Below are 22,085 nucleotides of genomic sequence, written 5' to 3'. Positions count from 1 at the left end.
GGCATTCTCCTCCTCTATCCTATCTACTATATATCAAAATTCGGAACGGGAAAAGAGGAAGCCATCCTATCGGCCGCCCCGGAGGGCGCCGATCCGCCGGATCTGCCCGCGCCGACGGCGGAGAAAGCGTTCGCCGGGCTTCGGTCCCCGCGCGCGCCGGCCCGGCCGCCTCATGCGAAAACGCCCCTCTCCTTCGCGCATTGCGGCGATGAAAAGGGGCGTTTTTCGGCTGCCGGATCCTTATCTCGACGCCGGTTTGATCCGGCGGGAATACCCGCCGCCGATCGGCGAAGACGACTTCCGCTTAGGCTTTTTCGGCGACAGCACGCTGCCGATGCCCATCAGGAACGTCGGGATGCCTGCCGCCGTCAGCACCAGAACCCAATCGGCGGCGCCGAGATCCACCGTTTTGAAGACCGGCTGCAGCGGGTCCCAATACAGCACGGCCAGCATAAGCGCCAGCGAGGACAGCACCGCGAACACAAGCAGCTTGTTCTGCAGCGGATTGCGGTGAAAGACCGACCTGGAGCTGCGGCAGTCGAACACATGGATCAACTGCGCCATCACCAGCGTGGCGAACGCGACGGTCTGCGCGCGCACGAGCTGGCCGGCGTCGTCCGGATTTTGCGCCAGCACGATCCAGAACGCGCCGAGCGTGCACAGGCCGATCAGCAGCCCGCGGCTGATAATTTTCCAGCCCAGCCGCCTGGCGAATATGTTCTCCTTGGCCGGACGCGGCTTTTGCTGCATCAGATCCTTCTCGGCCTGATCGACGCCCAGAGCCATCGCCGGCAGCCCGTCCGTGACGAGATTGACCCACAAAATCTGAATCGGCACGAGCGGCATCGGCAGCCCGACCATCATCGCCAGAAACATCGTCATGATCTCGCCGACGTTCGACGCCAGCAGATAGCGGATAAACTTGCGGATGTTCTCGTAGATGCCGCGGCCTTCCTCGACCGCGAACACGATCGTCGCGAAGTTGTCGTCGCTCAGCACCAGCGACGACGCCTCGCGGGACACGTCCGTGCCCGACTGACCCATCGCGATGCCGATATCGGCGGCTTTGATGGCGGGCGCGTCATTGACGCCGTCCCCGGTCATCGCCACGATATGCCCGCGTCGCTGCAGTGCTTTGACGATGCGCAGCTTGTGCTCAGGCGACACCCGGGCGAACACGGCGACCCGCTCGATTTTGCCGTCCAGCTCGTCTTCCGACAGCGCATCCAACTCCCGCCCGCTCAAGACGAGCGCACCCGCGGGCAGCATCCCGAGCTGCCGGGCGATCGCCTCGGCCGTCGTCTGATGGTCGCCGGTGATCATCACCGTGCGGATGCTCGCTTGCCGGCATTTTTGAATCGCCTCCCGGACCTCCCGCCTCGGCGGATCGATCATTCCGGCCAATCCGGCGAACACCAACGACTGCTCCGCGTCGGCGGTAACGTCCTCGCCCTGCCCGGCCGGCTTCAGATCCCGGTACGCCATGCCGATGACCCGCAGGGCCCCCCGCGCCATTCCTTCGTTGGCGGCCAGCACTTTGGCCTTGAGCGTCGCGGTCAGCGGAATGACTTGCCCTTCCCAGAGGATGTAGGAGCACAGATCGAGCAGCACGTCGGGAGCCCCTTTGGTCATGGCCTGCCGGCCGCCCTGATGCCGGACGACAACCGTCATCCGCTTGCGGTCGGATTCGAACGGAATTTCCCCGGCGCGCTTGTAGGCGGCTTCCAGCGACGATTTGTCCAGACCGCCCTTCGCGGCCAGCGCCAGCAGAGCGCCTTCCGTCGGATCGCCGTCGAGCACCCAGCGCGGACCGTAATCTTCGGCGGCGCCTTTTCCTTTTTTGCCCGGCTTGCGGGCCTCCCCTTCGTCGATCCGCAGCGACGCGTTGTTGCACAGCGCGGCGATCTGCAGCATGCGCTTCAGCGCGCCGTCCCGCTTCGGGTCGACCGGGCGGCCGTTCTCCAGAATGTCTCCCTCCGGGGCATAACCTTCGCCCGTCACCTCGAACAGGCGTCCGCCCGTCCACAGGTGGGTGACGGTCATTTTATTTTGCGTGAGCGTGCCGGTTTTGTCGGAGCAGATCACCGAGGCGCAGCCCAGCGTTTCGACGGACGGCAGCTTGCGCACGATCGCCCGGCGCTTGATCATCCGCTGCACCCCGATGGCCAGCGCGATCGTCACAATCGCGGGCAAACCCTCGGGAATCGCCGCCACGGCCAGGCTGACGCCGGCCAAAAACATCATGTAAGGCTGCTGCCCGTGCCAAATGCCCGCCAGCACGACAACGACGGTCAGCGCCAGCGCGATGTAGATCAAATATTTGCCCAGTTGCTCGAGCCGGTGCTGCAGCGGCGTCTGCTGCTCCTCCGCGCTTTGGATCAAATCCGCGATCTTGCCCATTTCCGTCGCCATTCCCGTGCGCACGACGATGCCGCGGCCGGTTCCGCGCGTCACCATCGTCCCCATAAAGCCGAGGTTGCGCTGGTCCCCGAGCGGCAGTTCGTCCGCGGCGATCGCTTCGGACCGCTTCTCGACCGGCATCGACTCGCCCGTCAGAGCCGATTCTTCGACGTACAGGCTGCTGCAGGACAGCCAGCGCAGATCGGCGGGCACCCGGTCGCCGCTCTCGACCAGCACGATATCGCCCGGCACGAGCCGGTTCGCGGGGATCGTCTTGACGACGCCGCCCCGCAAGACCCGGGCGTTCGGCGCCGACAGTTCCTTCAGCGCGCGGAGCGAGCGCTCCGCCCGGAACTCTTGGACAAATCCCATCACGCCGTTCAGCACGATAATCGCCACGATTGTGATCGCGTCCAGATATTCGCCGAGCAGCCCCGAGATGAGCGTCGCCGCCATCAGCACCAACACCATAAAATCCTTGAACTGGTTCAGAAACAACGCGAGCGGCGAGATCGCCGCTTTCTCCGCAAGCTCGTTCGATCCCGCCTCCGTCAGCCGCCGGTTCGCTTCCTCCTCTCCGAGCCCGGCCGCGGCGTCCGAACGCTGCAGCGCGACCGACTCCTCGGGAGTCAGTTGGTAATATCGGTTCCCATCCATCGCTTGCCCTCTCCTTCACGTCTTGTTAGCGCCTGCTATGTCCAATTTATTCGGCCAAGCCGGGATTTATCACCCTTTGTCCGCTTCGATGCCGCGGCGCGGCCCCCTCTCGCGGCCGAGCCGCCTCTGTCAAGGGGCGGGAATCGGATCGGTTCTTTCCGTTTCGACTTAAGTTTTGGCGCGAATTATGGCAGAATAGAGGAGCACTCCAATACGAACGGGGGAGTTCCCATGTCTCTCGACGGTCTGGCCGTCCGATCGCTCGCGATCGAACTTCAATCGCTGGAGGGCGGCCGCATCACCAAAATCCATCAACCGGGCGATACGGATATCGTTCTTCATATCCGCGCGCAGAACCGCGCGGTGAAGCTGCTGCTCTCGGTGAATCCCACGTACCCGCGCGTCCACCTGACGGAAGCGTCCTACCGCAATCCGGCGGAAGCGCCGATGTTCTGCATGCTGATGCGGAAATATTGCGAGGGCGCCATTCTCGAACGCATCCGCCAGGACGGTGCCGAGCGGGTGCTGCACTTCGACGTGCGCCACCGCGACGAACTGGGCGACGTCACATACAAGCGAATCGTCGTCGAGCTGATGGGCCGGCACAGCAACCTGATACTGCTCGACCCGGAAACGGGCCTGATCCACGACGGCATCCGGCACGTGACGCCGGCGGTCAGCAGCTACCGGATCGTGCTGCCCGGCAGCCGGTACGTCGCTCCGCCCGCGCAGGACAAGGCGGACCCGTTCGCGGCCGACGCAGAGCGGTTCCGCAGCCTGATGGCCGCATCGGACGGCGACCGCGACGCCGCAAGCGGACGCTTCGTGCGCGCCTTCACCGGCATCGGCCCGCTGAACGCCCGCGAGATCTGCCACCGGGCCGGGATATCCGGCGACGCGGCTGTGATCGGAGAAGCCGACGCCGAACGGTTGTGGCAATCGTTCCGCGCGGCGATGCTCGCGATCGAGCGCGGCGACGTCCGGCCGAATATCGTCAGGGAGCCGGGCGGCAAAGAGCTGTTCTCGGTGCTGGAGCTGACGCACGCGCAAGGCGAGCGCCGGACTTTCCCGACGGTAAGCGCCTGCCTCGAAGCGTATTACGGCGACAAAGCCGAGCGCGACGCCGTCAAGCAGCGCGCGAACGACATGATCCGGCTGCTGCAAAACGAGCGGAACAAAAACGAAGCGAAGCTGGCCAAGCTGCGGGAAACGCTGGAGGAAGCGAAGGAAGCGGACCGCTTCCGCCGTCTGGGCGAACTGCTGACCGCTTCGCTGCACGAGATCGAAAAAGGTGCCGAAGTTTACGAGGCGGTCGACTATTACGACGAGGCGATGCCGAAGGTGGCGATTCCGCTCGATCCCCGGCTGACGCCGTCGGAGAATGCGCAGCGGTATTTCCGCAAATACGCAAAAGCGAAAAACAGCCTGGCCGTCGTCGCCGAGCAGATCGCGCGGACGCAGGAGGAAAACGAATATCTCGATAACCTGCTGGCCCAACTGGCTATCGCCGATCTCGGTGATCTGGAGGAAATCCGCGAGGAGCTGGAGCGCGAAGGTTACGCGAAGCGGCGTCAGCGGGACGGCGGCAAGCGGGGCTCCGGGGGCAAGCCCGGCAAAAAGAAAAAACCGGAAGCTCCGGCCTTGACGGTTTTCCGCTCCAGCGAAGGGGTGCCGATCCTCGTCGGCAAAAACAACACGCAAAACGAGTATTTGACGATGCGCCTGGCTAAGCCGAACGAAACCTGGCTGCATACGAAGGACATCCCCGGCTCCCACGTCGTCATCCGCTCCGACAAGGTAAGCGACACGACGCTCCGGGAGGCGGCCGTGCTGGCCGCCTGGTTCAGCCAAGCCCGGGAATCGAGCAGCGTGCCGGTCGACTACACGCTGATCCGGCACGTCCGCAAGCCGAACGGGGCGCGGCCGGGTTATGTCATATACGACCGGCAGCGGACCCTTTACGTCACGCCGGACGAAGAACTCGTTCGGTCACTGGCCGAACCGCAGGCCTCCCCGAAGCCGTCCGCGAACAGCCCTTAATTGCTTGCCGGCCCTGGGCGAACAGGCACCCTGCCCGAGACAGTTCCCGGATGGGCCGTTAACGGCCCTGCCGAGCCCAGGCGAACGGGCGATTCCGTTCGAGCGGCTTCCCTTGCGCTGCTCCCGGCGGCGCTTTTTCCGGTTTGCCGGCTATCCCCCTCTGCGAATTTAAGGAGTAAGAGATGCGCATAAGAAAATTGGCTCCCCATGAACCATATCCGATGGATTTGCTGTTATCGGCGGACCCTTCCCGGAAGCTTGTGGAAGAATACGTGAACCGGTGAGCATGTTGGATAGCGGAAACGAATGACGAAATTGTGGGGTATACGTTCTTTTGCCGACAGGGCCCGAAACGGTCGAATTGGTGAACATTGCGGTTCGGGAAAAGCTGCAAGGCCAAGGAATAGGCAACATGCTGGTGCGACACGCCATCGAAACAGCGAAGCAAGCGGATATAGAACCATTGAAGCGGCACAGGGAACTCAAGCATCGGGCAATTGGCTTTCTATCCAAAATGCGGCTTTCTGATCGTTGGCGTGGACATACGGGATACGCTGCCGGGACATGATTCGGCTATCCCAAGATTTGTCGTAAAAACTAAACCCGAAGCGGGTGTCTGATAGCAAAAATGGAACCTATCAATCGGTTCCGTTCCCCGGCCCGGGAGACGACCTCATTTTCCGATAAAAAATATCGTTAACGCGGCCGTACCGCCGCTTCTGTGTTGGCTTAGCGATATCAAATATCGCTAACGCCGAGAAAAAAAGGCTCAGAAGCGTGAAACCGCTTCTTTACCGATATTTTATATCGCTAAAGCGGGCAGAGGGCCGCGATTTTTCGGCCATAGCGATAAAAAATATCGCAAACAGCCTGCCCCCGGTCTTGCGCTTGCCGCAGAGCAAGCCCATTGGCCCGGCAAGGCGGGCAACGGGATGTCCGCGTCATCGGTCAAGCGAAGCCAGCCGCCGGATGCGCAGATTCCGGCGAAGCATAACGTCGGCCCGACGGGAGCGCCGACTCCCGAAGGCAAGGATGCTTGCGCCAAACCGCAAGGGAACAGGGCGATCGGAAAGCGCAACAGACCCGAAAACGGAAAATGGCGGTGCAGGAGATAACCTCCGTGCGCCGCCATTTCTTCTTCCGTCAGACGATCCAACTTCCCTTTTAAAGACAGTTCCGAACGTTATGCCGTCACTCGGGTCTGCCGACCGACCAATACGTCCAGCCCTTGGCCGCCATCTCCGCCGGCTCCCATATATTCCGCCCGTCGATCATGATCGGCCGGGCGACAAGCGATTTGGCCCAATCCAGGTCCATCCGCCGGATGGATTCCCATTGCGTGACGACGACGACCGCATCCGCTCCGCGCAAGGCGGCTTCCAGCGAATCCGTCACGGCCAGTTCCGGTATCTGCTGCGCCGCCCGGGCCCAAGCGACCGGATCGTAGCCGATCACGTCCGCGCCTCGGCGAATGAGCCAATCCGCGACATCGAGCGACGGGGCGTCCCGCAGATCGTCCGTCTCCGGCTTGAAGGCCAAGCCGAGCACCGCGATCCGCTTGCCTTCGACCGGCCCGGCCGCCCGCTCGATCTTCTGAGCGAACCGGAGGCGCTGGAGCCGGTTGACTTCGATGACGGCCCGCAGGATGCGGAATTCGTAATCGACGTCTTCGGCGATCCGCAGTTGGGCCCGCGTATCCTTCGGAAAGCAGGAGCCGCCGTAGCCGACGCCCGCCTGCAGAAAATGAGGCCCGATCCGCTTGTCCAGCCCGATGCCTTTGGCGACCATGCCGATATCGGCGCCGACTTTTTCGCAGATGTTGGCCATCTCGTTAATAAACGAGATTTTGGTTGCGAGAAAAGCGTTGGCGGCGTATTTGATCAATTCCGCGCTCTCCCGGCCCGTGATCAGCGTCTCCGCTCCCAACGGCTCATGGAGGCGGCGAATCCGCTCTCCCGCTTCGGGATCTTCGCAGCCGATGACGATCCGGTCCGGATGAAACGTGTCGTGGATCGCCGAACCTTCCCGGAGAAACTCCGGGTTGGACACGACCCGGACCTTCGCTCCGGACCGCGAATGTTCGTTGATCAGGCGTTCGATCGACCGCCCCGTGCCGACGGGCACCGTACTTTTGATCACGACGATTTTGTCGGCGTCGATGTTCTCGGCGATCTGTCTGGCCGCATCCCTCACCTGCGACAGATCGACGTCGCCGCCTTCCAGCGGGGGCGTGCCGACCGCCAGGAAAACAATATCCGCTTCGCGCACGGCATCGCCGATCGACGTCGTGAACGACAGCCGTCCGGCGGCTTGATTGCACCGTACCAGCTCCTCCAGTCCCGGCTCGTAGATCGGAATGACCGAATCGCGCAATAGGCCGATTTTGTCCGCATCCCGATCGACGCACACCACCCGGTTCCCGAGCTCCGCAAAACAGGTGCCCGATACGAGTCCCACATAACCGGCGCCGATAAAAGCCAGCTTCTCCGCTTGGATGCCCTCTCTCATGGTTTCCCCCTCAAGACGGTTGGTTTACAGTACCTTCTGGACCGCCAGACCGCGCAAATACTCGCGCAGTTGATCGGCAAGCTCCTTGCGCTGCAGCGCCATCTCGATCGTGGCTTCGATATATCCGAACTTGTCTCCGATATCGTAACGTTTGCCGTCCAGCGTATGGGCGATCATCGGCTTGCGGGCGTTCAGCACGCGAAGGGCGTCCGTCAATTGAATCTCGCCGCCCCGGCCCGGCTCGATCGACTCGAGAATATCGAAGATGTCCGGCTCGATGATATAGCGGCCGATCACGGCCAATCGCGAAGGCGCGCTGTCGACATCCGGTTTCTCCACGAGATCCGAGATATAATGGTTGCGCGGGCCTTCCGCTTCCCCGTCCGGCGCGATGATGCCGTAACGGTCGACTTCCGTCCGCGGCACCTCCATCGCGGCGATGACCGACGTCCGGTGCCGCTCGTAGACGTCCATCATCTGTCTCAGGCAATGCGGCTGCGACTGGATGATGTCGTCCCCCAGCAGCACGGCGAACGGCTCGTCGCCGACGAACTTGCGCGCGCAGAGCACGGCATGTCCGAGCCCGAGCGGCTGCTTCTGGCGGATATAATGCACGTCCGCCAGATTCGAGATCGCCTGCACCTCGCGCAGCAGATCCTGCTTGCCGCTCGCCTCCAGCATCGCTTCCAGCTCGAACGACTTGTCGAAGTGGTCCTCGATGGCGCGTTTGTTCCGGCCGGTTACGATCATAATATCTTCGATGCCCGATTCGACCGCTTCTTCGATGATATATTGAATGGCGGGCTTGTCCACAATCGGCAGCATTTCCTTCGGCTGCGCTTTGGTCGCCGGCAGGAAACGGGTGCCGAGCCCCGCCGCCGGAATAATCGCTTTGCGTATGCGTGTCATAGGCGTCTAATCCTTTCTCTCAACCGCTTAATCGTGTCCACGGGCGTCCGGCGGTGGCCGACCGGACCGTGGAATACCGCTTCCCCTCCGCGAGAACCGTGAAAGTCCGAGCCGGCCGTCGCGACCAGACCGTGCCGTTCCGCCAGAGCCGCGTAAGCCCGTTCCTGTTCCGGAGTATGATCGGAGTGGTACGCTTCGATGCCGTCGAGGCCGTAGGCGATCAGCCGCTCGACCAGCGGCTCGTCCCCGTACAATCCCGGATGCGCCAGCACGGCCGCGCCGCCGGCTTCGCGAATCCAGTCGACCGCTTCCTCCGGCGCGATACGGGGCGGCAATACGTAAGCGGGCGCCCCTTTGCCGATCCAGCGGTCGAACGCGTCCGCCCGTCCCGCGGCGTAGCCTTTGTGCACCAGGCAATCGGCGATATGGGGACGCCCCAGATTGTCGGCGCTTTTGCCCGACCGGGCGGCCAGCTCGGCCACTTCCTCAAGCGTGATGTCCACGCCGTGAGCTCTCAGCGCCTCGATCATCAGCCGGTTGCGCGCCTTCCGCACGTCTCGCTGGGACTCCAGCCGGGCGCGCAGGAGCGGGTCAGACGGGTCCACGAAATAACCCAGCACGTGAATGTCCTGGCCGCCGTCGGCCGTGCTGATCTCGACTCCGGGCACTACTTCGATCCCGATGCGCTCTCCGGCTTCGGCCGCTTCCTCCACGCCCGCCATCGTGTCGTGGTCGGTGAGCGCGATGGCGGCCAGCCCGGCGCGGGCGGCCATCTCCGGCAACTCCGCGGGACGGTGCATGCCGTCCGAACGAAGCGAATGCATATGCAGGTCGGCATAAGCCGTCATACGTTCCACCCCCTCTCGCGCAAGTATCCGAGAAACGTAACCGCCGACAGGGGCAGAAGCGACGTTTTTAAATAAATGGAATAAAAATGGCGCGTGAACTCCAATCCGTCTATCGATCTGACGGCGATCAGCCCCAGCGTCTTCTCATGCTTGACGGCGGATTCGGACAGCAGCGAGATGCCCAGTCCGGCTTCCACCGCCGACTTGATCGCCCCCGTGCTTCCCAGCTCCATGGCGATGTGCAGATCGGACGCTTTGAATCCTTTGCGGGCGAGTTCCTCTTCCATCACCCGCCGCGTGCCCGAACCCGGCTCCCTCAGGATGATGGGGTGGCGGAACAGATCTTCCGGCGTGACTCGTTCGGCCCGGGCCAGCGAATGATCCGCGGGCACGATCAGCTTCAGCTCGTCGCTCATGACCGCTTCCGCCGTAATGTCGGGATGCTCGATCGGCGCTTCGACCAGGCCGAAGTTCAGATGATGGTTCAAGATGTCCCCGACGATCTGAGCCGTGTTCATCACCTTCAATCGGATGGTGATGTCGGGATGGTCGCGGTTGAACCGTCCGAGCAGCCTCGGCAGAATGTATTCGCCGATCGTCAGGCTCGCCCCGAGCTGCAGGCTGCCCGCAAGCATGCGGGAATAGGCGGCCATCGCCGCTTCGGCTTCCTGGATGAGGCGCATGCCGCGCCGGGCGTACGGCAGCAGCGTGCGTCCCGCCTCCGTGATCTCGATGCGCTTCGTCGACCGCTGGAACAGCTTGACGCCGAAGTAGTCCTCCAGGGACTGGATTTGCATCGTGACGGCCGGCTGCGTCATGTGCAGCGATTGGGCCGCGGCGGAGAAGCTGCCTTTTTCGGCAACCGAATAAAAAATGTGAAGCTGATGGAAATTTAGAGCCACGATCGTCCCTCCTATCCCTATTATACCAGATATCGGTCGCGGACGGCCAAACCTCCCGGCGGATCTTCCCGGCTCCTTCCATTTTCCCGCAAAAAACGACAAAACGGATCGACCCCGGGAACATTGTCGGGCGATCCGTTGTATCGGCGGTTCCATTCGGCCCGCTCGCGCGCCGTTCCGCAAGCGGCCGACGAACCGGTCGGCCGCCCGCCTTACTTGCGCTTGCGGGTGTTTTTGATCAAGGTCATCCGTCTGGAGTGGCGAAGCCAGGAATAATACGTCTTGAGATCTCGAAGCTCCATCGTTTCCGACATGCGGCCGAGGAACGTCACGACGATCATTTTATGTAACGGGTTTCCCGCGATGTCCGTCTCGTTCTCCAACACGGTGAACTCGGCGACCATCACCAGATCGTCGTCGATCAGATAGACATCCTCTTCTTTGCGGTAATAGGACTCGACCCGCCCCTTTTTAAGACGATCCCACAAAAAATCGCAAATATCCCCATAGCCCGTCTTGTCGCTCTCCACCCGCTCCGTCCAGCGGACACGGGCATGGTTCGTAATGATGATGTCCGCAATCTTCTTGTCGCCGAGGACGATATAGAAGGGCTCGTAGGTACTGTAGCGGTCCATGATCCGATCTCTCATTCGCGTTCCTCCTTTCGCCGGATTCGGAATCGGACACCTGCTCCCATTTTACCGATTCAATAAAATTTTTCCAACCCTTGTTTTCGAATAATTCGTTCAGTTTCCGCTGCCTTTCGCAAATGGCTCAGAAGGTGTAAAATCGGGTTTGGTCAGGCACATTATGGTTGTATTCCGTCCGAATCTCGTTCCGGTAGGAACGTTCGACCTTGCGGACATACGGCAGGCGCATCAGCGTCTTCGCCAGCTCCTCCTCCTGTTCCGCATACGCGTACAGCACGGCATAGTGGAGACGGCGGGATATGTAGTGCAGGTGGCCGTACTTTTCCAGGTTTCGGGCGGCCTTGACATCGTTTATCCATACGATAAATCCGATCCGATCGCGGAACAAGGAAGCAACCTCGCTTTGTAAGAATATTATGACAATTAGGGAGGAGTCATGCATCATGACCGAACTTCTGCTGCAGGTTTTTCGCGGCGGCTCCGTCGAAAGCGCGCACCGCGGCTCCATCGCGGTCGCGGACGCCGCCGGCCGGCTGATCGCCGGCATCGGGGAGCCCGACGCGTACATATACGCCCGTTCCACCGCCAAACCGCTGCAGGCGGCGGCCGTCGTCGCCTCGGGGGCGGCGGACCGGTTCTGCTTCAGCCCGGAGGAACTGGCGCTGATGTGCGCCTCGCATGGGGGCGAGCCGGAACACGAGCGAACCGTCCGCTCCATGCTGGAGAAGATGGGGCTGACGCCGGAATCGCTGGAGTGCGGTCCGCAGGAGCCGTTCCACCGCGAATCGGCGCACCGCCTGATTCGCGACGGCGTCCCGTTCTCCGCGGCGCACAACAACTGCTCGGGCAAGCACGCCGGGATGATCGCGCTCGCGCTTCAGTTGGGCGTACCCGTATCCGCTTACGTAAGCCGGCAGCATCCTGTGCAGGCCGCCATGCTTGAAGCCGTCGCCGAAATCTGCGGCGTGCCTGCCGAGCGGATTACGCTTGGGGTCGACGGCTGCGGCGTGCCGGTGTTCGGCCTGCCGCTGTCTTCGCTGGCCCGCGGCTTCGCCCGCTGGGGAACCGGCGACGGTCTGCCGCTGCCCCTTGCCGAAGCTTGTCTGCGTCTGCGGCGCGCGATCGCCGATCACCCGTTCCATCTGGCGGGAACGGGCCGGTTCGATACGGCGCTGATCGAAGCGACGGGCGGCCGGCTCATCGGCAAGATGGGAGCGGAAGGCGTATTCGCTCTGGCGGTACCGGAGAAAGGCATCGGCATCGCCGTCAAAATCGCGGACGGCGCCGAACGGTCGTTGTATCCGGTTGTGGCGGAAACGCTTGTCCAACTCGGCTTGCTGACCGAGGACGAGCAGCGGCGGCTCGCCTCGTACCGCCGGCCGCCCGTGCTCAACAGGCGGGGCGAGACGGTCGGCGAGCTCAGGCCCTCCTTCGAACTGCGCCTCCCCGGGGACTGGACCCCGTAACGCCGCAGTCGCGGCTTCTGACGAAGCCGCGACCCTTCACCCCCCGCAACCGCAACTGCCGCCGCCTCCGCAACCTTTGCGGGTCGGTTGCGGATTGTTGCCGGGCACCTTGACGGAGTCCGATACCGCATGCGCGATCGTCTCCGACACGGCGTGCAACAGCTCGTCAAGCGCCGCTTCCGCCGCTTTGAAGCGGGCGATCGACTCGACCCGTTCGAGCTCCCGTTCGGCTTGCTGCGCCTGCTCCAGCGCTTTATGGTATTCAGGATGATAATGCCCGAACCGTTGGCACTCCTCAAACCGTTCCTTCTGCCGCTGGAACCTTCTCACCGCTTGCTGCGCTTCGGAATCGGCGCGAACCGCCCGCTTCCAGTACAGATACTCCTGAACTTCCTTCGAAGCGAGGATCATGTCCCCGATCTCCTGCGCCTGCGCAAGCAGCTCGGTCAGGTTCAGCGGCGGCCTGTCTATCGTGACTGTCGACACTGCAACCATCCCGTTTCCATGTGAGATTGACGCTCCCGGTTCGGCCGAAGGCGCCATCCGCGCCCAAAATCGCGCGGATGCCTTTATTTTACTCGTTGATTCCCGGTAAAATCAATCTCATTTCTTCCCACTCGTGAGGCCGGAGGCACACCTCTCCCGTCTCTCCTCTGCCGGCGACGCGCCACGTCCCTTCCTCTTCGGCAATCCGGCCCGGCACGAACCGTTCGAGCCGTCCTTCCCGGCCGATCAGCAGCTCGGTTCCCGCTTCGACGGCAAGCTTCACGATCTGCTTCCGGGTCGTCGGATGGTATTGCCGGCTGTCCTTCCACCACATCGAGGGGATATCCGCCAGAAACGGATACAGCTCCGCGTCGGACGGCAGATGGCCGTCCGCGGTCCACAGCCCGTCGTCCAGACGCCCGGTAAGCAGCAGCCCGTCCGCCCCCGCATCCGTCCGGAGATCATCCGCCGGTCCGTTGCCGGCCGCTCCCGCTTCCGCGGCTTCCGAACGGGGACGGGCCGCTTCTGGCGCATGCGCGGGTCCGCCGCTCGAAGAAGCCGCGCGTTCCCAATCCAGAATCGCCTGCATCACCGGCTCCGGCAGCTCGTGCCGGCAGTTCGCGGCCAGAAAAGCCGCGATCGAGCGGCCGTCCCGGCCGGAGGCGACGGCCCGCCCGATTTTTTGGCGATCCAGCCGGTACGAGGCGTACAGGTCCCTTCCCGCCGGAACGGCTACGGCCTGAAGCTCCCACAGCAGCAGCGGCGGGGCGTCCGGCGGAGCCAGCACCTCCAGGTTCGGCTGCACGTACAAGCACGGCGACGCGACGCGATCCGAACGTCCCGCCTCTTCCGGCCCCGGAACGGGCCGGGCGGCCGGGTCACGCGTCCACCGGAACGCCGCCCCCTCCGGGAAGCCGCCGCTTTCGCGCAGCTCCATCCAGCCGAAGGCCGCCAGCAGCCGAATCCAGTCACGCCACAACCGGACGGCTTGCCCGCAGATGCCGCCTTCGCTCGCCGGGCCGCCGCCCAGGCCGTGGCGGACATACCAGCCGGACAGCCGCTCCAGCGTGATCCACCCGTCGGCCGGCGCAAGCTGCAGCAGTCCGGCCGCCCCGTGATACAGCTCCAGCTCCGACGGCATCGCCTCCCGATGCCAGCGGGACATCAGCCGCCGCTCGAACGGCTCCCATCCGGAGCCGATCGCTTCGAGCACGGCCGGCTCGTCCGCCGCCAGCACGGTTCCGCCGCCGCATACCCGTACAAGCCCGGCGGCGAGCGCCTGATCAAGAGCGGCGGCGAGCGGCCAGCCGTAGATGTCGGCACGCCGGTAGCCGATCCCGGCGCCGGTTCCGTCCGGTTCGACGCCTCCTCCCCAGGACAGCGCCGCCTGCAGCCGCCGGATGCCCGCCTTCGCGACGGCACCGCTGCGGGTGAGCCGGAACGGCTCATCGGCCGCCGCTCTGGCGATGCCGAGCACGCTTGCGGCCAGCCCGGCTCCGCCGGGAGCCGCTTCCCGCTCGCGCCGGCGCTTGCCGGCCGTCGGCTCCTCCGCAAGCCCCGGCTCGCCCAGAGGGAACAGCAACCCATGCAGCGCCAGCCCCGTATCGGCGGGCACGGCGACATGCCGGTCGCCTCCCGATTTGCGCAGCGCCATAACCAGTCCTTTGCGTCGCAGCCCCAGCAGCGCCAGCCGGATTCTCGCCGGGCCCAATCCGCCGATCCATTCCCCCGCCAGCGCCGATTCCGGCACAGGGTTCGACCCGTGCCTACGCAGCATATGGGTCAGAACCGTTCTCTCCGCGTCCTCCAACGCGTGCACAAGCGGCCGCAGCCGGCGGGGAGACGTGCACCATTCGGCCCACAACTCCGGGTCGTCCCCCTCCGGTCCCCCTTCCGGATAACCCGCAGCCCCGGCCCATGTCCGCCAGGCCTTCGTCCAGGTTTCCCAGTCGCGCCTGCTCCAGTTGTCCACGAAGCTCCGCCAATTCATCCTTCCACCTCGTATCGATAACCTTGCTCCAGCAAAAACAACCGGCGGTTCGCGGAGAACTCCTGCTCCCGCGTATCCCGCGTGACCACCGAATAAAAGCTGGCGGGCCTGCCGTCCGGCTTGGGCCGCAGCAGCCGGCCCAGCCGCTGCGCCTCCTCCTGCCGCGAGCCGTAGCTGCCGGATACCTGGATCAGCGCGTTCGCATCCGGCAGATCGACCGCAAAATTCGCGACCTTGGACACGACCAGCACCGGCTCCCGTCCGTCCCGGAAAGCCTCGTACAGCTTCTCCCGCTCCTCCTGCGGCATCGATCCGGAGATGAAGGGAGCCTTCAACCGGTCGGAAAGCTCCCGAAGCTGGTCCAAATATTGGCCGATCACCAGCACCCGGTCGCGCCGGTGGCGCTCCAGCAGCCTATCGACAACCGGCTGCTTGGCCGGATTGACGCTGGCCAACCGGAACTGCTCCCGCAGCCCCGCCCCGAGATACCGCTGCCGCTCCGGCTCCGGCATGGGCACGCGCAGCTCGCGGCATTGCACTTCGGCGATCCACCCTTCGGCTTCGAGCCGCCGCCAGGGCAATTCGAACCGCTTGGGGCCGATCAGGCTGTACACGTCTTCCTCGCAGCCATCCTCGCGCACGAGCGTGGCGGTCAAGCCCAGGCGGCGGGTCGCCTGGATGTCCGCCGTCGCCCGGAATACCGGAGCCGGCAGCAGGTGAACCTCGTCGTAGACGATCAGTCCCCAGTCCCGGCCCGAGAACAGGCTCATATGCGAAAACCCTCCGGTTTTGGAACGCCTGTGGGTCAAAATCTGATAGGTCGCAATCGTAACGGGGCGCACCTCCTTGCGGTCGCCGTCGTATTCGCCGATATCATCCTCCTGCAGATCGGTTTTGTCCAGGAGCTCCCGCTTCCACTGGCGCACCGACGTGGCGCTTGCCGTCAGAATCAGCGTCTCGCACCGCAGCTTGGCCATCACCGCCAGGCCGACGATCGTCTTGCCGGCTCCGCAGGGCAGTACGACGACGCCGCTGCCGTCCGTGCCCCGCTCGCCGCTCAGGAAGGCGTCCGCCGCTTGCAGTTGGTAATCGCGAAGCGTCAGCGGCCGGCCCGAACGGCTCGTATGCCGCAGCGATACCGGCAATTCCCGGCCGCGGTGGTAACCCGCCAGATCCCGCACCGGATACCCGAGCCGCAGCAGCCGCTGCTTCCACACCCCGCGGTCTTCCCGCCGGAGCGACCAACTGCCGTCCGGCCGTTCCTCGCGCGGCAAGTCCGCCAGCTCGGCTCGTCCGGCAAGCGTGCGTTCCAGCCATCCCCGCTCCGACGCTTCGAGCCTCAGCTTCCCGCCTATTTCACTCAGCTTCAGCAAGCCGTGTCGGCGGAACGCCTCCGCTACCAACCTCTCCGTATTCGCGTGAAGGCCGTAACGCGAGTAAGCGTCGAGAAAATCAAGGACGCCGTCCTCCGTCTCGCCCGTTTCCGCCGCATTCCATAGCGATAGGGGCGTCATCCGGTAAACCTGAAGCGGTCCCGGCGATTTGACGAGATCCGCAAACCGCGACAGCCTCTCGGCCAGCTCGTCCGCTTGCGGATGAGCGGTATCCAGCAGCACCGTCCCGTCGGCCTGCACGATGAGCGCTTCGGTCGATTCGCGCATGGATTCCCCTCCTCGGCTCTTTTTTCATTCCCCGCTTTTTTTGATAGTATGGAACAGGAGGATTGAGGTTATGACAACAAGTTGCGGCAGATGGATCAAGCTCGCCTGCGCGGCCGCGTTAACCGTCATCCTGTCGGCCGGGTGCTCCGCCGCTCCCGCGACCCGGGACAGCGCCGGTACGCACGTGCAGGCGATCCTCGAACGGTATCCGGAATTACAAGGGAAGAAAGCCGAGACCGAGCGGGTCGAACGCGTCGTCGACGGGGACACGTTCGAGACGAAGTCCGGCAAAGTTCGGCTGATCGGGGTCAACACTCCCGAAATCACGGGCGGAAAAAACGAGCCGTACGGCGAAGAAGCGCGGCGGTTCACCGAAGCCCGGCTCAAGGGGCGAACGGTTTACATGTTCCAGGATGCAGGGGCGACCGACCGTTACGGACGGCTGCTCCGCTACGTCTTCGTCGAGGACGATACGCGGATGTTCAACGAGGTGCTGGTGGCCGAAGGCTACGCCAACGTCATGACCGTGCCGCCCAATGTGATGTATGCGGAAAGATTCGTCGAGCTCGAGCGTCAAGCGAGGGAAAGCAACAAAGGCTTATGGGGATGGGACGGCGGCGGGAACAACGGAGCGGCAGGCAAGTCCGCCGTCCCGCAAACGGGAGGCGCCGCATGCGACGCTCCCGCGATCAAGGGCAACATCAATGCGAACAAAGAAAAAATATATCACGTGCCGGGCAGCCGTTCCTACGATCGAACCGTGCCCGAGCAATGGTTCTGTACGGAAGAAGAAGCCGTCGCCGCGGGGTTCCGCAAGGCGGGAGGCTGAAGCGAAGCGCGCGGCTCGGAAGCCGCTTTGCGGCCAACGCTTCTGCCGGAACAACCGTACGGCGGCCCCGAAGCGGTCGAACGGGTTGACGGGTCAGCCTCCGGGCCGATACCGTTCCCCGCTTGCGGCAGCGTGCGCCGTCAACCCGGATAAGGACTGTCGAGGGAAGCGCGCCTTCTCTCTCCGCATAAAGCCGCGCGGTTCGCGGGCTTGCGGGCAAACATCCGGAATGCCAGCCAATGAACGCTCATCATGACGGCGCTGCCGATCCAGCCGTCCCATCCCGGAGGCCAAGGAGGCAGCACCGGCTGGCCGCCGCTCGACGGCATGCACCAGCCGGCGGTCCACGCCGCTTCCGCGAGCCGCTCATAGCCGATGCCGGGAACCAGCGTTAGCAGACAGGCAGGCAGCAAGGCGATTATGCCGAGGCTCGCGTGCGGCCCTCCTCGTGCCCGAGACGGCTCCGTGCCGGACGTTGCCGCCGCGACGGGCCACCACATGGCGGCGGAAGCGGCCAGCAGCAGCGCCCGCTCCCCGTAATGAACGGACGGCGAGGACAAGGTCCACGCCATGACCGGCGGTAGATGATGCAGGGTGAACAGTAACGCGAACAAGCCAAGCCCGGCATAAGACAGGAGCGGCCGCCCAAACGCGGAGGGTTGCCCGGAGACCGCCTTATCCGAACCGGTCGAACCGGACGGGAGCGAGCGGATCAGCAGCGGCACGGCGACAAAATACAGCAGCGCGCTTTGCGCCATGTGCCAACTGACCATCAGATGGCTCCAGACGGCAAGCGGTCCGGTCAGCGCAATCACCGCGGCCCAGATCCCCCCGGCGGCGGCAAGCCGATGCGCAAGTCCGGGGTATTCCCCGCCCAGGCTCCGCCGATAACGCCCCAATGGCGAAACCAGCAGCATGTAAAGGGCCATGCCCAGCACCCACCACGAGGGCAAGGCGGGGTCCCACCAGGATAGTCCCGCCCAATCCGCATACTCTCCCATCGTCATGCAGGCCCCTCCTTTTCGCGCCGCGCTCCTGCTTGAAAAGTATGAAGCGTCGGGACTGTCCTATTCGGAGTAAGCGGCGGTTCGGGGCTTTTGACCGCAATAAAAAACCGCTCCCGGATCCGGCAGGCCGGTCGGGAACGGCTTTTTTCACAGGGTTCCAGTCTGCGGGATCGGGCCGACGGGCGGTACGGTTACCGGCCCGAAGCGGCGTGATCGACGTTCTCGGAGATTTCGCTGAGCGCGCGCCCCGCCTTTTCGTCGGACGATTCGCGCACGGCCAGATCCGCCAGCGCGACGACGCCGACCAGCTCGCCGTTATCCACAACCGGCAGCCGGCGAACCTTCTCCTTCGCCATCAGCTTCGCCGCTTCATCGACGCTCGCATCCGGCGAGACCGTCGCGACGTCGCGGGTGATCACTTCTTCCACGGACGCCGAACCGGAGCGCTTCTCCGCGTATCCGCGCACCACCAGGTCGCGGTCCGTCACCACGCCGATCAGCTTGCGCCCTTCGACGACGGGCACGAACCCGATGTCGTTCTGCTTCATGAGGGTTGCGATTTCGAACACATTGTCCTTCAACGTGACCGTTTTGACATCCGTGCTCATAATGTCGCGAATGGAAGCCACGGGATTTCATCCTCCTCTAACGAAAATGGCATGCGCCATTAGGATGCCCGCGCAGCGTACACCTCATGCGGTCTACCTTATTCCGATCGGTCCGCCAGTTCGGTTAAGGCCAGCGCGCCCAGCCAACGGGCGGCCGTCAGCATGGCCGATTCGTCGAAGTCGAACATCGGGTGGTGATGGGGATAGCCGGTCGGCGTATTCGGCTTGCCGGCCCCGACAAACAGGAAGCACCCTCTTGTCCGCTTCAAATAATAAGCAAAATCCTCGCCGGCCATCAGCGGGGCCATCTCCCGCACGGCTTTCTCTCCGAACAGCCGGCGGCCGACGTCGAGCGCCAGCCGCGCGCAGCCTTCGTCGTTGACGACCGGCGGATAGCCTTTCAAATATTCGAAATCCGCCCGTGCGCCGTGCATGGCGCACAAATCGGCGGACATGCGGTGCATCGCCCGCTCGATCCGCTCCCGCACCTGCTCGTCGAACGTGCGGACCGTGCCGATCAGTTGAGCCGTTTCGGCGATGACGTTGAACGCGCCCCCCGCCTGAAACGATCCGACGCTGATCACTCCCGCCTGCAGCGGATCGACATACCGGCTCACGATCGTCTGCCAGCTCAGCACAATCTGCGAGGCGATCACCACGCTGTCGACCGTCTCGTGCGGCAGTCCTCCGTGCCCGCCGCGGCCGGTCACCGTGAGGCGGAATTCGTCCGCCGCCGCCATGACGGGGCCCGGACGGGTGCCGACCGTCCCCGTTTCCAACGGGGTCCACAGATGCGCGCCGTAGATCGCCGACACGCTGTCGAGCGCTCCGTCCCGGATCATCGGCAACGCGCCTCCCGGGCTGATCTCTTCGGCAGGCTGAAACAGCAGCCGGACCGTGCCCGCGAACATGTCGCGCCGGGCGGACAACCAGGCCGCCAGTCCGAGAAGACTCGCCGTATGGCCGTCGTGACCGCAAGCGTGCATCACGCCCGGCACAGTCGAGGCGTACTCGCACGATTTGCGGTCCTGAATCGGCAACGCGTCGATATCCGCCCGCAGCGCCACAATGCGGCCGGACGATTCCCCGCCCCGGGTTCCCGCGATGTCGACGGTGATGCCGTGTCCGCCGACACCCGTGCGCGGATTCAGTCCGAAGCCGCGCAGCCGCTCGGCGATCCAGGCGGCCGTCTCCTTTTCCTGAAACGACAGCTCCGGATAGCGGTGAAGATGCCGCCGCCACCGCACCATATCGGCGAAGTGATCTTCCAATCCCGCCGTCGATACGCCAACTCCGCCGTGCTCGTTCATATCCGTATTTCTCCCCTGCCCGCCGCGGGCGTCCCGGACTCCCGCACGGTTGATCTTTGCTCCTATTTTAGATAAAACTCCATACAAGTTTCAAGAATGCAAAAACCGCGAGGCTTGCGGAGTCGGCAAAAAAACACTATCATGAACACAGGGAATGCGCGGCTCTCCGGCAGCGGGAACGCGCGTTAAACCGCAGAGCAGGGTTAAAAACATTGGAAAAGACAGATCCGGAGGGAATTGACCGATGATCATTCAAGACGCCAACGTAAAAGGCCTGAAAACCGACCTTTATCATCTGGACCAGACGGCGGAGAAGCTCGGATTCGTCCGTTGGCAATGGGAATATTACCGCGCGACGTACGATGCGAAGTTCGTCGATTCGACGGGCGACTACTACCTGCGCTTCAACGTTCGCGCCACAAGCGGCAAGCTGGAAAACCCGGAAACCGAACTCGTCCTGGAAGACGCTTATATCGGACGAGCCACGTTCCCTCACGGGCTCGATTACAGCAGCGAAGTGCCGGCCAACATCCTCAAAGCCGCTCGGCAAAAGCTCGCCGACCTGCGCAAAGCTCTGAACGGATGACGGTATGAAGGAAAGTCAGCCGCAGCTCCGGCGGGGTACGCCGGATTTTTTGCTGTTGTTCCTGACGCTCCTGTTCGTAGGCTTTGGCCTTGTAATGGTATTTAACGTCAGCTCGACGATGTCCGTCTATCAGGAAAATCCCGAGCAATTTAATCCTTGGGCGATGACGCAGAGGCAACTGATTTATGTCGGCGGCGGACTGATCGGGATGTTCGTGATGATGAATATCCCCTACCACAAGCTTCGCAAGCTGTACGTGCCGTTTTTTTTGCTGATTTTGCCCGTTCTGGCTCTTACGCCGTTTATCGCCGAAGAACGCAAGGGCGCGAGAAGCTGGATCGATATCGGCGGGTTTGCAACCGTGCAGCCCTCCGAATTCGCCAAGCTGGCCCTCTTGATGTACTTGGCGGCCGTAATCAGCAAGCGGGGCGAGCAACTGCGCGACCTCAAAAAAGGTCTGCTGCCGGTCGGAGGCGTCGTCGTGCTGTTCGCCGCGCTTATTATGGCGCAGGGCGATCTCGGCTCGACGCTGATCCTCGTCGCCTCTTCCTTCCTGCTGCTGCTTGTGGGAGGAGCGCGTCTGAAGCATCTGATCACGGCCGGCCTTGCGGGTCTAGTCGCCGTCACGTTGCTCATTTTAAAGGAAGATTACCGGGTCAAGCGGTTTACGTCCTTCCTGAATCCGATGGAGGACCGCCTGGACAGCGGCTTCCAGTTGGCGAATTCGCTGATCGCTTTCGGTCATGGCGGATTCGGAGGGGTCGGGCTCGGCAAAAGCATCCAGAAGCTGCTGTACATACCCGAAGCGCACAACGATTTTATTTTCGCCATTATCGGCGAAGAATTCGGTTTTATCGGCACGTCCTTGTTTCTGCTCAGTTATCTGTTGTTCATTTGGCGCGGAATCCTCGTCTCGCTGAGAAGCCCGGAGCCTTATTCGATGCTGCTGGGCGTCGGGATCATGGGCTGGTTCGGCATCCAGACGCTGGTCAACATCGGCGGGGTGACGGGCAGCATGCCGCTGACGGGGGTTACGCTGCCGCTCATCAGCTCCGGCGGTTCGTCGATTGTCGTGACGCTTGCCGGCATCGGCATCGTGCTCGGCATATCGCGGTACGCGCACAAGCCGGACAAGGCCGAGCGGACGGCCGCCGCCAAAAAAACAAACCGTTGGGCCCGGGCATAAGCTGTCCGGGAAGCCAACGGTTTGTTTATTGGCGTAATCGGA

18 protein-coding genes and 1 pseudogene are annotated in these 22,085 nt (G+C 63.4%); 6 read left to right on the top strand and 13 right to left on the bottom strand.

Going from position 1 to position 22,085, the window contains the following annotated elements:
* Positions 1-240 precede the first annotated feature (240 nt).
* Complete coding sequence (locus tag FE781_RS01135) at positions 241-3,057, bottom strand: calcium-translocating P-type ATPase, SERCA-type (protein WP_138787782.1); 2,817 nt, start codon at positions 3,055-3,057, stop codon at positions 241-243.
* A gap of 231 nt (positions 3,058-3,288) precedes the next feature.
* Between FE781_RS01135 and FE781_RS01130 the strand changes: the two genes are divergently transcribed.
* Both FE781_RS01130 and FE781_RS01125 read left to right on the top strand, forming a co-directional pair.
* Positions 3,289-5,097: an Rqc2 family fibronectin-binding protein gene (locus tag FE781_RS01130; protein ID WP_138787781.1), complete on the top strand. Its 1,809-nt coding sequence runs from the start codon at positions 3,289-3,291 to the stop codon at positions 5,095-5,097.
* A 182-nt stretch (positions 5,098-5,279) separates the two neighbouring features.
* A pseudogene (locus FE781_RS01125) lies at positions 5,280-5,691 on the top strand (GNAT family N-acetyltransferase).
* Between the two features lie 597 nt (positions 5,692-6,288).
* Here the strand turns inward: FE781_RS01125 and FE781_RS01120 are convergent.
* The 6 genes from FE781_RS01120 to FE781_RS01095 all read right to left on the bottom strand — a co-directional run bounded on the left by FE781_RS01120 (position 6,289) and on the right by FE781_RS01095 (position 11,302).
* The gene (locus FE781_RS01120) at positions 6,289-7,605 is read right to left on the bottom strand and encodes a UDP-glucose dehydrogenase family protein (RefSeq protein ID WP_138787780.1); all 1,317 of its coding nucleotides are present in this window, start codon (positions 7,603-7,605) and stop codon (positions 6,289-6,291) included.
* A 24-nt stretch (positions 7,606-7,629) separates the two neighbouring features.
* A complete protein-coding gene (gene galU, locus FE781_RS01115) occupies positions 7,630-8,514 on the bottom strand; it encodes a UTP--glucose-1-phosphate uridylyltransferase GalU (protein WP_138787779.1) in 885 nt (294 codons plus the stop codon).
* Entirely contained in the window at positions 8,511-9,362 is an 852-nt protein-coding gene (locus tag FE781_RS01110; protein ID WP_138787778.1) for a PHP domain-containing protein, read from the bottom strand. Before FE781_RS01110 ends, galU begins: the two co-directional genes overlap by 4 nt.
* The gene (locus tag FE781_RS01105; protein ID WP_138787777.1) at positions 9,359-10,264 is read right to left on the bottom strand and encodes a selenium metabolism-associated LysR family transcriptional regulator; all 906 of its coding nucleotides are present in this window, start codon (positions 10,262-10,264) and stop codon (positions 9,359-9,361) included. Before FE781_RS01105 ends, FE781_RS01110 begins: the two co-directional genes overlap by 4 nt.
* A gap of 212 nt (positions 10,265-10,476) precedes the next feature.
* Positions 10,477-10,914, bottom strand: coding sequence for a hypothetical protein (locus tag FE781_RS01100; RefSeq protein WP_138787776.1), 438 nt, complete (start codon positions 10,912-10,914; stop codon positions 10,477-10,479).
* A gap of 124 nt (positions 10,915-11,038) precedes the next feature.
* Positions 11,039-11,302 (bottom strand): YlbG family protein, encoded by a 264-nt coding sequence (locus FE781_RS01095; protein ID WP_138787775.1) that lies wholly within the window; start codon positions 11,300-11,302, stop codon positions 11,039-11,041.
* A gap of 55 nt (positions 11,303-11,357) precedes the next feature.
* Between FE781_RS01095 and FE781_RS01090 the strand changes: the two genes are divergently transcribed.
* Positions 11,358-12,380, top strand: a complete 1,023-nt coding sequence (locus tag FE781_RS01090; RefSeq protein WP_246067975.1) for an asparaginase — start codon at positions 11,358-11,360, stop codon at positions 12,378-12,380.
* 36 nt (positions 12,381-12,416) lie between these two features.
* Here FE781_RS01090 and FE781_RS01085 read toward each other — a convergent pair whose 3' ends face one another.
* The 3 genes from FE781_RS01085 to FE781_RS01075 all read right to left on the bottom strand — a co-directional run bounded on the left by FE781_RS01085 (position 12,417) and on the right by FE781_RS01075 (position 16,517).
* Positions 12,417-12,866, bottom strand: coding sequence for a YlbF/YmcA family competence regulator (locus FE781_RS01085; RefSeq protein WP_379252217.1), 450 nt, complete (start codon positions 12,864-12,866; stop codon positions 12,417-12,419).
* An 88-nt stretch (positions 12,867-12,954) separates the two neighbouring features.
* Complete coding sequence (locus FE781_RS01080; protein WP_138787772.1) at positions 12,955-14,856, bottom strand: hypothetical protein; 1,902 nt, start codon at positions 14,854-14,856, stop codon at positions 12,955-12,957.
* A complete protein-coding gene (locus FE781_RS01075) occupies positions 14,853-16,517 on the bottom strand; it encodes a DNA repair helicase XPB (protein ID WP_138787771.1) in 1,665 nt (554 codons plus the stop codon). The genes FE781_RS01080 and FE781_RS01075 overlap by 4 nt, the downstream gene beginning before the upstream one ends.
* 70 nt (positions 16,518-16,587) lie before the next feature.
* On the opposite strand from FE781_RS01075, the gene FE781_RS01070 reads away from it, so the two are divergent.
* The gene (locus tag FE781_RS01070) at positions 16,588-17,346 is read left to right on the top strand and encodes a thermonuclease family protein (RefSeq protein ID WP_170209386.1); all 759 of its coding nucleotides are present in this window, start codon (positions 16,588-16,590) and stop codon (positions 17,344-17,346) included.
* A gap of 140 nt (positions 17,347-17,486) precedes the next feature.
* On the opposite strand, the gene FE781_RS01065 is transcribed toward FE781_RS01070, so the two are convergent.
* From FE781_RS01065 to FE781_RS01055, 3 genes are all read right to left on the bottom strand, one after another.
* On the bottom strand, positions 17,487-18,353 hold the full coding sequence (locus tag FE781_RS01065; protein ID WP_138787769.1) for a cytochrome c oxidase assembly protein: 867 nt from the start codon (positions 18,351-18,353) through the stop codon (positions 17,487-17,489).
* A gap of 191 nt (positions 18,354-18,544) precedes the next feature.
* The gene (locus tag FE781_RS01060) at positions 18,545-18,961 is read right to left on the bottom strand and encodes a CBS domain-containing protein (protein WP_211346277.1); all 417 of its coding nucleotides are present in this window, start codon (positions 18,959-18,961) and stop codon (positions 18,545-18,547) included.
* Positions 18,962-19,059: 98 nt separating this feature from the next.
* Positions 19,060-20,271, bottom strand: a complete 1,212-nt coding sequence (locus FE781_RS01055) for a M20 metallopeptidase family protein (RefSeq protein ID WP_138787767.1) — start codon at positions 20,269-20,271, stop codon at positions 19,060-19,062.
* A gap of 244 nt (positions 20,272-20,515) precedes the next feature.
* On the opposite strand from FE781_RS01055, the gene FE781_RS01050 reads away from it, so the two are divergent.
* A complete protein-coding gene (locus FE781_RS01050; protein ID WP_138787766.1) occupies positions 20,516-20,857 on the top strand; it encodes a YugN family protein in 342 nt (113 codons plus the stop codon).
* A 4-nt stretch (positions 20,858-20,861) separates the two neighbouring features.
* A complete protein-coding gene (gene ftsW / locus FE781_RS01045) occupies positions 20,862-22,043 on the top strand; it encodes a putative lipid II flippase FtsW (protein ID WP_138787765.1) in 1,182 nt (393 codons plus the stop codon).
* Positions 22,044-22,085 lie beyond the last annotated feature (42 nt).

The organism is Paenibacillus thermoaerophilus, assembly GCF_005938195.1.
In the GTDB taxonomy this organism is placed as follows: Bacteria; Bacillota; Bacilli; order Paenibacillales; family Reconciliibacillaceae; genus Paenibacillus_W; species Paenibacillus_W thermoaerophilus.
Note: the sequence above shows the minus strand (reverse complement) of the source record. Positions and strands in the feature narration are given on the sequence as shown.